Origin of the sequence: Paenibacillus silvestris (assembly GCF_009882985.1) — a bacterium.
Classification (GTDB): Bacteria; Bacillota; Bacilli; order Paenibacillales; family NBRC-103111; genus Paenibacillus_E; species Paenibacillus_E silvestris.
In genome coordinates, this window is the sequence record NZ_WTUZ01000022.1 from 393396 (window position 1) to 409054 (window position 15659).

The following is a 15659-nucleotide window of genomic DNA, read 5'->3' on the forward strand; positions in this document are numbered from 1 at the left end:
TTCAAATATACTTCTAAGGTGCTCCACTTTCATCTAAGGAGGTAACAACTTGGAATACTTTATCACTGTAGAATCAGGAGTGCGGGTATTTGTGCAGGATTTAAATCCGATGGGGAAAAAGACGATCTTGTTTATTCACGGCTGGCCTTTAAGCCATAAACAGTACGAATATCAATTTAATATTCTCCCGTCGATGAACATTCGGTGTATCGGCATGGACTGGCGAGGATTCGGAAATTCGGATAAGCCATTCGTCGGATACAATTTCGATAGATTGGCGGATGACATTCGTGTCATTATCGAGACGTTGAAATTGAAAGACATAACGCTTGCTGGGCATTCCGCAGGCGGTGCGGTAGCTATTCGATACATAGCGAGACATCAAGGTTACGGTGTATCCAAACTTGTTCTTATTGACGCCCAGTCACCCGGCTCTGTACCGCAACAAGACGCTAATATGTTCATTTCAGGAACGTTAACCGACCGACCCAAAATGCTTGCCGGATTGACCGATTTATTTTTTTTCAAACATATTACAGCCCCCTTCACCGAATGGTTCTTTCAAATTGGATTGCAAGGAGCAGGTTGGTCGACTGCAGCTGTTATGGTGACGTTAAGAGACGAGAACGTTAGGGGCGATCTTGGACAAATACACGTGCCTACTTTGATTATTCACGGCCTCCATGATAAGGTCGTTCCGTTTGCCAATGCTGAGGAAACCCATAAACTCATTAGCAATTCTGTTCTCGTTCCGTTCCATTACAGCAGCCATGTTCCATTTCTAGACGAACGCGATTATTTTAACCGCCTTTTGATGCAATTTGTTGAATGATAAGAAGCTTTTTTGGCACTTTATGATGACATAGGTAAATAGGAGTGAACGCAGTATTCGGTGCATAACCCAAACGGATCTTATTTCACAAACGGCCCATGTCCCGGTTTTGCAACAGGGACATGGGCCGTTTGAGTGTTGAGTTTAGTTAATAAGCTTGGATAATTTCAATAGAGTGCTTAGTACTTTAGCAACAGCTTCACGCGTAGTTGGTTCGCTTGGCTGGAAGTGGATGCTTCCATTCAAGTCAAGACCGTCCATGAGTCCGGCATCCGTAACGTACTGAATGCTTTCCTTCGCATAGTCGCTGAATTGCTCAGAGTCAGCGTAAGTGATTGGCGCTTTCGCTCCAGGTTGCCAATCTTGACGCAATTTCAACGCTCTTGTCAGCATGACAGTCAGATCTTGACGGCTGATGCTGGCGTTCGGCTTGAACGTTTCACCATAGCCTGTGATAAGTCCGGTTTCATATGCAATGGCTACGGACTGTGCGAACCAGTCACTGCTTTGTACATCTTGGAACGGTGACGCTAGGGTTGGCTTTTGTAAGCCAAGAGCGCGCACAAGCAGAGCAGCAAATTCGGCACGTGTTACATTGTTTTTAGGAGAAAATGTGCTGTTCGTTGTTCCGTTCAAAATAAATTTGTCTGCGAGCAATTGGATTTGGCTCTTCGCCCAAGACGAATCAATGTCCGTGAAGGCTGTTTGACGTTGTGCAGCAGCATAGGTGGAGAAGCCTGGGCGACTGATGGTAACTATCGTTTTGCCTGTACCAGCAGAAGTGAAAAGGGCAGGCACCGAGTAAACTTGACCATTTTCGATATACAACGCGCCCGTCTTGCTCGCGTTCACTTCCTGATCAACGAGGAAGGCACGCTTGAACACTTGCTTCGCTGTCAAGTTCAGCGGAGTTGTAGTTCCGTTGATGTGGGTTTTCGCTTCGAACGAGTAAGGTGTGCCTACAACAGTTGTATCCGGATATTGCTCAGTAAATGTGGATACGCTGCCTGCGTCCTTCGTGATACGAACCAGATATTCTGCGCCGGCAGGGACACTAGCAAGTGCGGAAGTCGGTGTAGCAATTGTTGCACCTTTCCAAGCGAACACGATCGTGCTGCCTTCAGCAGCCTGCTGCAGCTTTAGCACTTGAGCATTCGTTAGTTTGAGCTGAGCTTCTGACGAATCGTCGGCAGTCACGTTGATAACGATGGAAGCTGAAACCGATTTTGCAGCATCGACTGCCTTTTGAATCTCGCTGTCGGCGACAGTTACTGTCAATTGTTTGCCCTCGATAGCGGTTGAAGCTGTAACAGAAACGGTTGTTTGTCCTGGTGTAACGATAGATTGAATCAGTTCCAGATTCTCTTTAGGTACTTCTGGTAGCGCACCACCACCACCACCGCTGCCGGTGCCGGTATTTCCGCCACTTGGAGGAGTTGAAGGTGGAGATAGAGGTGAATCGGCAGAACTAATATAGAACGATTTTAATGCAACGACACTCCCCTTATCTGGTTGGTTGAGGTCCGGAAGGCCGACAAGCACGAAATTATACATCCCATCGGGAAGTTTGACCGTGTTGACATTTAACTCTGTATCTTTCGTAAATCCAAAGCTGTTACTAATATCTGAGAAATGAAACTTGCCTTGAGGCAGTGTTTTGTAGATATTCGTTTCTCTATTATAATCGAAGATTTCTCCGACAGTGGGAACGGATTGTTCACCATCTGTGCCTTCTAGGGGTGTAACATAAAGTGCGACATATTCTAACGCATTGGAATTAATCGTTGCCGATAGATCAATGGTTTGATCGTTGTACATCGTCTGATTAAACAAAGTCACGTCTTGAATATCGAATTGATTATTGTCCGACTCTTCGCCAACATGGATAACAAACGGAAGGTGCAGGTCTGGATGCCCTGTGCTCTGAAGTAGCACGTGTCCTTCGTAAACGCCATTCGGAGCGTCGGCAGCAAGTGCAGAGAGGGTGAAACGCTGTTTTGCGTTCGGGCCTACGGTGATGGCTTGCCCTGAGCTAGCGTTTAATCCATCAATGGACATGTGTATTTTCTCGACATCAGGCGTTGGAATCGGCTTGTTTGGATCTGACGTCACACTGGGATGCATGACAATTGTAGCTGTGTAAGTCAATGTATTGTCAGATATGTTTTTAAGTTGAAGCGGCTTGGTAACTGTTTTGTTCGATTTAGGATCTACTAATCCGAAGCTCACGCTGCTAGCATCGCTTTCCATGGTGATAGGATTGAATTTGGCGTCATAAATCGTTAGCGGATCAATAGCTTGAAGCAGAGCCGGAGTTTCCATTGCATTGGCAATATTAGCCCGACCGGCACCTTGGGAATATACATCGTAAGGTGTTCCGCTAATCGTGTTAATCATATCGGATGTATTTGCTAATGCGGCACGGTAATCCATCGGGGACCAGTCCTCAATGCCATCATGATTCTTATCCACAAGTTTATATTTTTGCTTCAAGAGTGCAACAAGTCCCGTGATGTGGGGAGCTGCCATGCTTGTGCCGCTCATTCGGCCGTAAGCTTCCTTATAGCTAATGGAAGGGTTGTCTCTTCCATAAGCAGGCACGGAAGACATAATATTTACACCGGGAGCACTGATGTCGGGTTTGATACCGTAGTTTTTATCAGAGTTAGGTCCACGGGAACTGAAATCGGCAATCGTATCACCAATCAGATCCACTGGATTGAATGTGTTTCCGAACGAAATTTTCAGAGTCGAGTCAGGAGTGGTCAATAATGCTCTGACTAAGGCACGTCCCTGCTTCCCTGGCATATCGAACGTAGGCAAATATTTAGCTCCATCACCAAGCATGGCAAGGGAACCAATGGGCCCGTCCCTGCCAGGAATTTCTTCCCTAAGATCAGGTAAAATAACAGGAACTTCTCCTGCATCGTGCACTTCGGAGTTTCCGTTGAAAATGACAGCTGCAGTGGCATGAGATAAAGCAGCGTTTTTAACTTTATCTTCAAATGAGAGTTCACCTCGTTCGATAAAAGCAACTTTGCCAGTCAGGTCACCTGCGTGTTCAAAGTTACCTTTACTACCCAGACCGACAAAAACGGCTTCCAGCTGTTGAGAACCCAGCAAGCTCTCGAATTGCGTTTCACCTGTTTTCCAGCTGATCAAGTTAGGGCTTAGTTGATAAGTGGCATAAGTCACGCTCGACACAGAAACCGTGCTCTCGAGGGAAGATGTGTAGTATCTGCTTGGGCTTGTTGCGGCAGCGACCGAAATAGCAAGCTGCGCAGAAGCTGGGGAACCCATCGAATAATAATAAGGGCCGTTTTGTCCGTCATTCCCGTTCGCTATGACAGCTACAACGCCTGCCAATGCAGCGTTGTTCACTGCAATTGAATCAGGGGAGTTGGGGTCCTTATAGGCACCTGTTCCTAAGGACAAATTAATGACATCCATTCCATCTTCTACTGCTTTCTCAATGCCGGCAATGATTTGAGCAGATGTACCGGAGCCGTGTTCGCCGCCAAGTACTTTGTACAAATAAAGTTCGGCATTGTAAGCAACGCCTTTCTGAACAAGTTCGGAGGTCTTGTTTGCGAATCTGCCGAGGATTGTTCCCGACACATGTGTTCCATGGGAACTGCCTTCTGTTCTATCCGTCGGGAAGTCTTCGTACGGATCGTTATCCTGATTAAAGGCATCATAGCCCTTGTAATCACGATTAATGGCATCTTTAAGATCAGGGTGCACATAGTCGCCTCCTGTATCAATGACGCCGACTTTTACTCCTGAGCCTGTTAATCCTTTGTCCCACGCTTTGTCCGCTCCGATTTGTTTTAACGGATTGAGATCAATGAGTGGGTTGTCTAGTCCTTGCGTTGTTATGTCCGTTGGTACAGGGATGGCATAATAGACCTGATTCTGATGGATGGATGTTACGCCTGGCAGCTGTGCTAACTTCGTAATTTCATTCGCCCGTACAGTGACCTCCATGCCGTTCAGGACTGTATCGAACTGATGATGAACCTTAAGCGAGATCCCTTGCTTCGCAGCGCTGCTCAGGAAGGATGACTGTTCGGTCAGGACATTGGCTTCGAGTGCTTCGGTATTCAAGGTGCGGTAACCCATTTTTGCAGCATATCGGCCTACAGCAGCCGGCTGATTGCTAAGCTGAATAATGACGTTGATATCGTCTGTAGAGGAAATATTGATATCATTTGCAATGATAGACGGTGCTGATTTCTTTGCATTATTCTGCATGCTTTGCGCATTTTGAATAATGGTACGCAGCTGGGCCTGAGTAATGACAGGAGGCTTTGGTTTGGTCGGCTCAGCAGCATAGGTACCAACACTCAGCATACTGCTGAGAAGTGTGGTGATGGTCAGGAGTGAGGCCGTTTTATGATAAAATGTGTTCAAGTTCGTTTTCCCCATTTCGAACAGGATAAAGTGCGGAAGGATGTTTAGTCTACGAAATGCAGCGAATCAATGGTGATGAGCGTGCCTGTTGATTTGTCATTCTTTATGCCTGAATTGACGACTTTAAGGGTATGCTTTCCTTTGCTTAGGGCTGTCGTGAATACAGGGACTTGATAGGTTGTAGTCGGGCTGTACAAATCAACGTTAGCGATATGCTGATCGTCAATGTAAATGTCAGCTTTTCCACGGTCTTTACCTGTATTAACAAGCAGAGTTACCGCAGAGCCTGAGATGGTATATACGACCGAGCTATCTTTGGTTTGCGTAAAACGCTGCTCGCCACGGCTATAACTTTCGCTAAACGCGGAACCCCAAGGTCCATTGAAAACAGCGCTTGGGTCGTTGGCTCGCATTAACGTTGTAGCTCTGAAGGCATCAACATTGATGTAGGAGTACGCTGAGTTAGTTATAGAAGGATCACTCTGACCTGTCCATACGATTTTGATCGTGTGGTGTCCGTTCGACAACGACTGCTTAAACAAGGTTTGCTCATATAAGACGGCCTTGCTGTACAGAGATGGAGAAGCGACTTTGTTGCCATCAATGTAGACATCGGCAATACCTTGATTTTGATTTTTGGTGCCGATCCATTCAATCTGATTGCCCCTAAAGCCAAATTCTACGCTTCCAGCAGCATTGATTTGTCGGAATGTGCCAGTTGTACTATTCGCAGTTGACCATTGGCCGTTATAAATAAGTGAGTTATCCGTGTCCTGGAAAGTACCCGCCTGATTGCTAGAGTTCAGGTGGAGCGTGTAGGAGCCAGCTCCTTGATGGGCCCTGACGTTGATGTAATAAGTTCCGGTTGCTGTTACGGTGTAAGTAATGCTTTCCGTCGATGAATCACTTTCCGACTTGGCAAGGATGCCCTTTTTACTTTTTACCGTGGAAGCCGTTGAATCATATAAGTACAGATCAAAATCAGTCCCTGCGTCTCCGGTTAAGGTAGCTGTAAGGCTCTCCCCAGCGCTCAAATCAAGGGTATACACGTCGTCGGATTCGCCGACATTGGCGTCGAGCTTCTTGGTAACGGTGGAATCATGCAACGGTGTTCCAGGAATATCATTACTCGTCAAGGCCCGGAAAGCGTTGATCATTTTGCCACTAGCGTTCATATTCAATAACGAGCTGAGCGACGTTCCGCTATTCATGATTCTCTTTCTTACAGCAGCAGCATCCATAGATGGGAATTCAGACATGACAAGACCTGCGGTTCCAGCAGCAAGGGCAGCGGCAGCATCCTCGCCCTCATAAGTATAAAAGTCTGAAGGTGATGCAAGGTTAACTTTTGTAATAGAAGGATCATTACTCGCCACATTAGTTGTAGAGACACTAAAATAATTCATTTGATACCTGTGATTATCGTAGATGGTAGATGGCACACCGAGAGCAATGTCGGAATTAGTTCCATCCCCAAGGTCCCTCAGATGCAGCATGTCATGAACAAAGTAAGTACTTTGGATGTAATCAATCGAATCGGGACCCGTGATCATGAGGCGGCCGCCGCCGTTCAGATAAGCCGTTAAATTGGTTCGGTCAGTTTCGGTGATCAACTCTTGTACGGCACCAAATTTCGTTCCTGTAGCCCAGATAACGATATCATGGCTCTGCATCGTACTAAGATCAGGGCCATTCTCGGTTATGTCTGCAGGTGTGAACACGTCGATTTGACTTTCTGGATAGCCTGCTTTATCCAACAAATCTTTGTAGGTAGCTACCAATGGATCTTCCTCAGCAGATGCCCAAGGATCGAATTTATCGTCTTGAACGAATAGCACCTTGACATTCTTACTCGGCTCATAGTCATCCAGAAATTTCATTGCTTGATTGAACATATCTTGACTTTGTTTAGGGTCCAAACCATCCACAATCGGCAATGTCTCAAAGCCGATTCCATTATAGATGGCTTTGTATTCAGCGTTGTTGAGTCCAGCATATTTATGAATCTCAGCCCCATAACCCGCTTGTACCTGAGCTCCTTTAACGGTTAATGAAAGACCGGGAGCCGCTACGTCAACGTTTACTTTTCCGACAGTTCCATAAGAGGGGAACTGGCCGGTGTGATCTACAGAATTGACACTCAAAACATTGTCTGTATGATAAGCTTTTGGATACATAGGCAAGTAATCGGCATTCTGTACCCCTGCTCCCACAACAAAGAGCATTTTGGAATTAGAAACGGCTTCGTATAGTTCCTGACTGTAGTTGGGTAAAAGCCAACTTAAAAACGCGATTTTGGCACCGTTTGCCTCGGCATAATAGATAGCTTCAATCGCATCAGAGAGATATCCGCCTTGTCCGCTAAAAACTTTCAACGGCATCAATTTAACTTTTGGAGCCACGCCGATGGTACCGTACTCATTGTTCATCGATGCCGCAATAAATTGACTATAAAATGTGCTTCTGAAGTCTGCGACGTAATCATCGCCATCGAAAAGCGTATTGTCATGATGAGCGAAATCCCAGCCGTGAATATCGTTGGGGTATCCGTTATTATCGTCATCATTGTCGGTAGAAGGATCTTCATTCGGATTCGTCCAAATATTATCGATTAAATCCGGATTTGTAATCTCTGTGCCTGCTGTAATTACAGCAATGGTGACATCGCTGCTTCCTTGCGTAATCTCCCATGCTTCAGGTGCGTGAATGTCAATACCAGGCGTAGCATAGGGTTCGTTTGTTGGGACGTCCACTTTCTGCCCCGTGTTATGTAAGTACCACTGTTTAGGATAAAGTGGATCGTTTGGTGATACCGCTTTGGTTGTATTGAAGGTCTCAGGTTTAAGTGCGGCTTTCGATTGTGTTTTTTGGGAAGCTTGTTCTTTAACTATCTCAGGGGTGAGAAGCTTAAAGTCTGGTTCTGCATAAAGAACATTCGGATCCTTTTTGAGTTCATCAATGACTTGAAGAAGCTTGGAGTTTTGAGTTAATTTGAATACCTTGCTACTGAGTGCGGGGAGTTCTTTGACTTCTTCTACTTGTGCGTTGATTGCGCTTGAAAGCGCAGAGACTTTCAAAGTACTATCTTTATATTTCACGATGATGCGGTCCGTCGCGTTTGCTGCGTCTTTAATGGCTTGGACATTACTTGAAGACTCGTATGTCTCTGCCTCTGGTTGAGGGGCAGTTTGAGAACTGGAATCAGTTTCCGATTCTGATGGCCATTGGCTCTTTTTTAATTTGGATAGATTACTCGTACTTGACTCAGCACCAATACCTTGAACCAAGGATGTATCCTTGGCGTAGACGGGGGTGACCATTGAACATGTGATAAGGAAAGATGCAATGAACGATAAAGTCTTTTTACGGTTCGAATACAAGTTGTCACTTCCTCTATGAAATTTTAGTAAGCAATGTGCCAAATGTGAGGTGGATGTGATTTCGTTACATGAATCATCCCCTTTAGGATATTAAACTATGACTATCACAGACATCATGTAAAGTATACTAACATTATTTTACTAGAAATAATATAGCTAATATTAAAAAGTAACCACTTATTAGAAGATTAATATATCCTATTAATTTATTAATATATGCAATAAATGTGTCGTATTTGCTATTTTTTACTAATTATACTGATTTTATTGTAAAATAAAGTAAATTAAAGTAAATTAATAACTAGTGATTAAGTGTATTTGTGTTTCGTATGATTTTAATAGGGCAATTTTAATTGGAGGGGGTTGTCAGAAATGATTTATATTAATTTATTAAATGGTAGAATTATTAACATTAAATGTGAGTTAAATGATTCAAGCAGGCTCGACTCATAGAGTGAACAAAAAAAGACCGCCACTTGGGCGGTATACTATTGTATCATTTTGAAATTTTCGTACATCCTTAATCATGTTCCTTTATATGATTTATAAATTCATTGATCAAAAACTTATTTTTATGTTTGCATTTGAACCCAACTAATAATTCGTTGCGGACAACCATATTTTCAAAAACTATTCTCCATTTTGGTTCTCTGATTTTGTCATCTTTCAGCATATAGGTTGGAAGCAAACTCATCCCTTTGCATTCCTCAATCGCTCTTAAAATTAAATGCAGGTTAGGAATGACATGGGCGGGAATAATCTGCGGTCCTACTTTGAAAAATTCTTTCCAATACGATCGAATAAAGGGAAGTTCAAGACCATAGCTGATCCATCGCTGCTGCAACAGCCATAGTTCCATATTTTTTAAATGCGTAAAATCTGGCACAACGGTTTCAAATGGAGCAACAATGACAAACTCCTCTTCCTTAAGATGTAGATACTCAATACCAGGTGTCGAGGACTTTTTGTTCGTTAGGATGATATCTACACGATCTTCTCTCAGAAGATCCAATAATTCATCAGTCTCGCAAAAATAGGTGATTGTAGTCAAATTCATTTTAGATATAGGTGCCAAAATTTTCTCGGCAAACAAATCCCGAGTTGTACCAATTTTAATAGTTTTTGTTGTAGATGAAGGATTTATTCTTAATTCCTGCGTCTTTTCTTCTAAAATATCGATATGAGGCGCGAGAAGTGAATACAGTTGTTTTCCTCGTTCAGTTGGAATGAGTTTTCGCGTTGTACGAGTGAATAGTTGTTCGCCAACTTCGGCTTCAAGCGAGGCGAGGTGTTGGCTCATCGCCGATTGCGTCATGATCCGTGATTTAGCGGCTAGCGTAACGGAATTATGTTTATAAATGAAGATAAAGCTTCTGTACCATTCAAAATCAATCATAGCTCCGTTACTCCTTCCTTCTTTTGTATTATAAATCAATGGAAAAGTATGTATATATTTATACTAATGTGTTCTAACAGTTACAACAAATTATGAAATATCAGTCATATATAAAATAATTTATCAATCTCATTGAACGATATGAAATATTCATATTAAATATAAAAACAGCCCATCAACAAATAAGTTGATGGGCTGTTTTCTTCTGGGACTCTGGCTATAAAAATTCCCTATATTGGTATTAGGTTGAAATTGCTTTCTTCCTCCATATTAAGGCAAAGATACTTGTAACTCATTAATTTTACCGCCAGACAGCTTAAATGTATGTTTTAAAAAGAATGGACTGGGTAGATTAGTTTTATCAAAATCGCCGTCAAGCGACGCGATAACGGCGTACACGCCATCATGTTCCGTGGCATCAGTTATTTCAAAGCGAACATGAACACCAAAGATATCGGTTTTACTCCAATTTCGAATTGCTTCTATACCTCTAAACTCCCGATTATCGTCAAAGACATAGGCATCGTCGTCGAATGCAGCAAGAAATGAATCTAAATGTTCCATGTTTGATGCATCGAAATATGCTTTTACGGAATCTGGTAATTGAATCATAACTAACTCCTCCTTTTTGTAAAAGAACAGAAAATAATTAAATCGTCGGAATCGTACCACCGTCGATTACATACTCGCTTCCCGTAATGTATCCCCTTATTAAAATTAATTATTTTCGATCACAAGTATTAGCATACCTCTACATTAACGATAATTCTAATTGATAATAATAATTGACTTTATTATTTATATTCATGAATGGGCAATATTTAAAAGTGATAAGTACTCTCTTGCCAATTCAGGTAAAATAATATATTTAACGTTTGTTGAAGAAAATACATATGATTCCTTGTAATACCTCATGATTTATACAATTCCATACTTTAATTTAACTACGCTGCAAGAAAAAGAGAGGGGAACCCGGACGGTTAGCCTCAAGTCCAGGGAAGCTAGCCTTAATATTATCCGTTAAAAAGGAGATCTAAGTCATGATACAAGTTATTAAACAATTTATGAGTTTTTCAGCGACGCGGATCGGTATTGCGCTAGCTTTTTTTATCCCGCTTGTTTTTATCTTGGTATGGATGACCGGCTACCATAATGCGATACAGCGTATTGGTCAGCTCCAAATCGCCATAGTCAATCAGGGGGGGACAGTTGGCGAAGCAATCCAGAAAAAAATGATAAGTTCTGTTCCTTTTCATTCAGAAACGTTGGTCAGTGTAGAGGAAGCGAATAAACGAATGGATCACGGGGACTACTCGATGGTTATGGTCATTCCCCGGAACTTTTCAGACGATCTCCAATCCGGTCAGGCCAAGCTGACTTATTATATTAACGAGGGAACCTCAGAAGTTGCATCCACAGCGGTTGAAAGAGCTGCAGGCATAATAACGGAAGGAATATCAAAAGCCGCAGACGGTAATTCGGATCGTGCCCCCGTACATGCAGAGATTATCAAAACTCATAAGCAGGGGAACTTTGCTGTAACCATGGTTCCGATTTTGCTTGGCTTCACCCCTTATATAGCCATGATGGCGATGAACATTCACTTGAGAGTTTCCTCGCTTATGCTGAAAAGCACTTATAGAAAGTGGGGAATATTTTGGAGCCGTCAGCTTTTGTTACTGCTTATTTCAATTTTAGCTCCGCTGTTTATCATTGCAGTAATTGATCTCTTTGTTGAACCAGCGGCACCGTTTTGGAAAATGTGGCTGTTCGAATGTTGCGTCTTCTTGAGTGGTACTTGTGTAACACAAATGGGCCTTACATTATTCGGCCATAGTGCGCCATTTTTCAACTTGCTACCCATTCCACTAATGATAATGACAGGTGGAACCATCATTCCATCCTCCATGTTAGCACCGTTCTACCGGCATATTGGGGACTTCCTGCCTTCGGGAATCCCTGGTTTTATGAAACTCATATATATTGGACATGGGATATGGAACTTTGTACTGAATTTGCTGCTAATTTCAATTGTGACTTGGGGAATTACAGTATTATGGATATATATGGAGAAAAATGCAGCTTCTCCAATGACTACTGAAGTCAAGCCGTCTACTGAACATTAGCTTTAATCGAACATTCATAAATATCAATAACCTATTTCGGAAACAATGTAGGAAAAATCCGAGAGGAGCGTTCATAATGGGTTTCCCATCTCAGCAACAAAATAAACCTGGCATTGAATCATTAATGACACCAAGACCTGTATTTGATAACCCTAATTACAAAGCATCCGGCAAACTGATGAATAAGGTAGCGCTTATTACTGGTGGGGATAGTGGAATCGGGAGAGCAATCGCTGTTGCGTTCGCGAAAGAGGGGGCAGACATTGCAATCTCATACCTGGATGAACATAGCGATGCTGAAGAGACAAAGGAATACGTCAATAAGCACGGTCGTCGTTGCACTCTGATTCCAGGCGATATTGGATATGCGCAACCCCGACAAGAGGCTGTGATGCAAACGGTTGAGGAATTCGGTCGCATTGACATTCTCGTGAATAATGCCGGTGTCATGCATGTTAAGGACGATATGCTAGATGTGGATTCGAAGCAGCGAGCAGATACGTTCCACACCAATATTTTTTCGCAGTTTATTCTGACGAGTGCTGCCCTGCCATACATGAATTCAGGAAGCTGCATCATAAATACAACATCCATTGATGCCTATCAAGGAGCGAAAGATTCAGTTGACGTCGCGGCAGCTAATGGCGCCATTGTTTCGTTTACACGTTCACTGTCACTAAATCTCGCAGAGAAGGGAATTCGAGTAAATGGTGTAGCCCCAGGAACAATTTGGACTCCATTGATTCCATCTTACTTACCTGCTGAACAGATTCCCACATTTGGAGACAATGTTCCTATGAAGCGAGCCGGTCAACCGTTTGAGGTGGCACCTGCTTATGTATTCTTGGCATCCGATGATGCATCTTACATGTCAGGGCAAATTCTGCACGTAAATGGCGGGGTAATTGTAAACAGTTAAAATCATGAGCAAGTTTCTCAGAAGGAGGGCTATTCTATGAAGGTGGAAATCATCAGTGATATCGCATGCCCGTGGTGCTACGTGGCGAAAACACGTTTCTGGCGGGCGTTGCGCGAGTTTCCCGGTGCGGAGCAGGTTGAGGTTGACTACCTTCCCTTTCAGCTCAATCCGATGATGCCTACTGAGCCGAAGCCTTTGTTCGACTATTACATAGATCGGTATGGACCTGAATTTCGAGACGACCACGCCAGTATCGCCGATGTCGCAGCACGGGAGGGTCTTGAGTTTCATATGGAGCAGGCGCTTGCCGTGAACACTTTGAGCGCACATAGGCTTGTTTGGCTTGCGGGCAACGAGTACGGGCGGCCTACCCAACATGCCGTAGACGAGGCGTTAATGCGTACGTATTTCACCGATGGCGGCAATGTGGCAGATCTGGAAACGCTGATTGGATTAGCGGCCGCGGCAGGGATGGACACCCATCGGGTGCGTACGGCACTCTCCGGGGACAACGGTACAGAGCAAGTGCAGGCCGCAATCAAGCAAGCTCAGGAACGCGGTATCCACGCAGTGCCAACCATGATGTTCAACGAACGATATACAGTTCAAGGAGCGCAGGAGGTTGGTACCTACCGAAAGATTCTCGAAAAAGTAGCCGCCGGGGACGCGCTGACGATAATAGGCGATCGCGCTGCCAACTGCAACGAAGATACCTGTAAACTATGACATCCGGCATGAACTCGCACAGGGGCAATAAGAACTGGATCCTACATACCGGTTTTCCATACTATTAAAGCTACGGTCCTCTGCTGTAGCTTTTTTTTTTATTCAGCGGTGGTCATAAGGTTCATTACGTATCGATCGATCGGCTATTATACGGAATAGAGATCTGGAATACTGAATAGGCCCATATGTTCTACCCATATTGGGGGCGACAGTCTGTGATACACAGTGACCCTTGGAGTCTAATGGCACCATAGTTGATAAACCTTCTTCTCTCAGCCATAGTAGAAGTATTGACAGATTTTATCCATTTTCATCCTCTGTGGTGCAGCGCTGGTCTTGCGCTGCATGAATGGGAAGGACAGAGTTGTTTAATATCCACATTAATTGGGACCCATAATGTGGTAACTTTTTATTCGTACAGCGTGCGGAAGATGGGGCATCGTTATGTGGAAATTCGTTAGCAAGACGCAGAGAGTTTATTAAGGACTCGTGTGTAGTCGGGTCCCTTGCCTGTTAAAGTTCCTTCTCGTACTTTAGTATTTGATCGGTGTAAGAGTAATAATTGCGATAACTGCAGAAGTGTAGGGATGAGGAGTGTTAATGGTACGAACTTTGAATTTACAATTAACCTTGTAACGAGCAGAAGCCAGGTAAAATCAAGCTTAAAAAATGTTCTCAATACGTTTCCTTCAAAACTGCGCAAAATTCAAAAAAAACGGTAAAAGGGAAAATGATTTTTACAGATTTCCCGAAAAATGCAATAATTGCGATCCTGTCAGAATTTTGAAGCTAGCATTTATGATAAGTCACTCTAGGAGGAGTGGCTTTTTCTTATTTCATTCCTCCCCCTCAGACATTTGGCAATAAAGCATTGTCTGTGATTTGAGATTTATCCTATCCTAGGCTGAATGCAAAATAGCAAAATGAAAAATTATTATAAGCTAAAAGCCGAGAAAATGGCGAGGGATACCCTCTTTGAGTATTTTGAATAAGTTTAGGAAGATAACTAGAACTATTCCTCAAAGAGATTCATATATTGCAGAAGTTAGCGGCAAAGGAGAGGATCATATGTTGAAAAAACAAAAAGCTAGAAGAGTAATAAACCGTAAATCCATTCCAAGAATCACTCAGGTTCGAAATCCAGGGTTTGAAGATAGCTCTTTTTCCCCATGGCGCGCTGTAGGTGACGTTTTCTTGTCTCGAAGTCGACCTAATGTAGGAAGGCAACATGCTAAGTTTGAAGTTCCTTCGAATAGAAGTGCTTCGTTAACTCAACTTGTTCATCTTGGAAGCCCAGGGCGAAACAATTCGTACCAATTATCATTTTCCGTTAATTCTCCCAGCCTTTCTGGTAACCTTCAGATTAGTTTTTTAGGCACGTTACGTTCAAGCGCGGTAATTCCTCTTAGAGTCATTCCGAATAGTAGATATCAAAGGTTCGCCATTACGTTACCTGCAAGTGCATTGCAAGGGCGCGACTTCTTTGAGTTAGAATTTCGCGTAAACGCCGCAGGGCAAACAGCAACCTTAAACCTTGATACTGTAGTTATCGTCCCATCATAAGTTTACTTGACTATGCATACTCATGAATTCAGAGAGTTACTGTATATCTAATAGCTGATATACTCAGCGAATATCTTTTTAAACAGATTCCCAACCGAATCCTAAGTAAACTAGATTCCCAGAAGAGTAAAAATTGCGATCCTGTGCCAAAAGTACGAGGTTGCAGTAAACGCTCTGTGTTCTCTGATCTTAACATAGCAAGCGTATACGATGAACCTTGTTAAATCAAGGTTTTTTGTGTTTGTAGGGATTTTCTTATCGTTTTTTTTTTTTTTTTTTTTTTTTTTTTTTTTTTTTTTTTTTA

General features: G+C 43.2%; 9 protein-coding genes. 5 read left to right on the plus strand and 4 right to left on the minus strand.

Annotation, left to right across the window (positions count from 1 at the left end; translation table 11 throughout):
- Positions 1–49 precede the first annotated feature (49 nt).
- Positions 50–832, plus strand: coding sequence for an alpha/beta fold hydrolase (locus GQF01_RS22240; protein ID WP_161408863.1), 783 nt, complete (start codon positions 50–52; stop codon positions 830–832).
- A gap of 144 nt (positions 833–976) precedes the next feature.
- On the opposite strand, the gene GQF01_RS22245 is transcribed toward GQF01_RS22240, so the two are convergent.
- The 4 genes from GQF01_RS22245 to GQF01_RS22260 all read right to left on the minus strand — a co-directional run bounded on the left by GQF01_RS22245 (position 977) and on the right by GQF01_RS22260 (position 10633).
- Positions 977–5245 (minus strand): S8 family serine peptidase, encoded by a 4269-nt coding sequence (locus GQF01_RS22245; protein ID WP_161408864.1) that lies wholly within the window; start codon positions 5243–5245, stop codon positions 977–979.
- Positions 5246–5289: 44 nt separating this feature from the next.
- Positions 5290–8625, minus strand: coding sequence for a S8 family serine peptidase (locus tag GQF01_RS22250; protein ID WP_161408865.1), 3336 nt, complete (start codon positions 8623–8625; stop codon positions 5290–5292).
- Between the two features lie 520 nt (positions 8626–9145).
- A complete protein-coding gene (locus tag GQF01_RS22255) occupies positions 9146–10021 on the minus strand; it encodes a LysR family transcriptional regulator (RefSeq protein ID WP_161408866.1) in 876 nt (291 codons plus the stop codon).
- 270 nt (positions 10022–10291) lie between these two features.
- The gene (locus tag GQF01_RS22260) at positions 10292–10633 is read right to left on the minus strand and encodes a nuclear transport factor 2 family protein (protein WP_161408867.1); all 342 of its coding nucleotides are present in this window, start codon (positions 10631–10633) and stop codon (positions 10292–10294) included.
- Between the two features lie 428 nt (positions 10634–11061).
- Here GQF01_RS22260 and GQF01_RS22265 point away from each other — a divergent pair, with 428 nt between their 5' ends.
- From GQF01_RS22265 to GQF01_RS22280, 4 genes are all read left to right on the plus strand, one after another.
- Positions 11062–12147, plus strand: a complete 1086-nt coding sequence (locus tag GQF01_RS22265) for a YhgE/Pip domain-containing protein (RefSeq protein WP_235960169.1) — start codon at positions 11062–11064, stop codon at positions 12145–12147.
- A gap of 76 nt (positions 12148–12223) precedes the next feature.
- Positions 12224–13066, plus strand: a complete 843-nt coding sequence (locus GQF01_RS22270) for an SDR family oxidoreductase (RefSeq protein ID WP_161408868.1) — start codon at positions 12224–12226, stop codon at positions 13064–13066.
- Between the two features lie 36 nt (positions 13067–13102).
- Entirely contained in the window at positions 13103–13792 is a 690-nt protein-coding gene (locus GQF01_RS22275; RefSeq protein WP_161408869.1) for a DsbA family oxidoreductase, read from the plus strand.
- Between the two features lie 1068 nt (positions 13793–14860).
- Positions 14861–15355: a hypothetical protein gene (locus GQF01_RS22280; protein ID WP_161408870.1), complete on the plus strand. Its 495-nt coding sequence runs from the start codon at positions 14861–14863 to the stop codon at positions 15353–15355.
- Positions 15356–15659 lie beyond the last annotated feature (304 nt).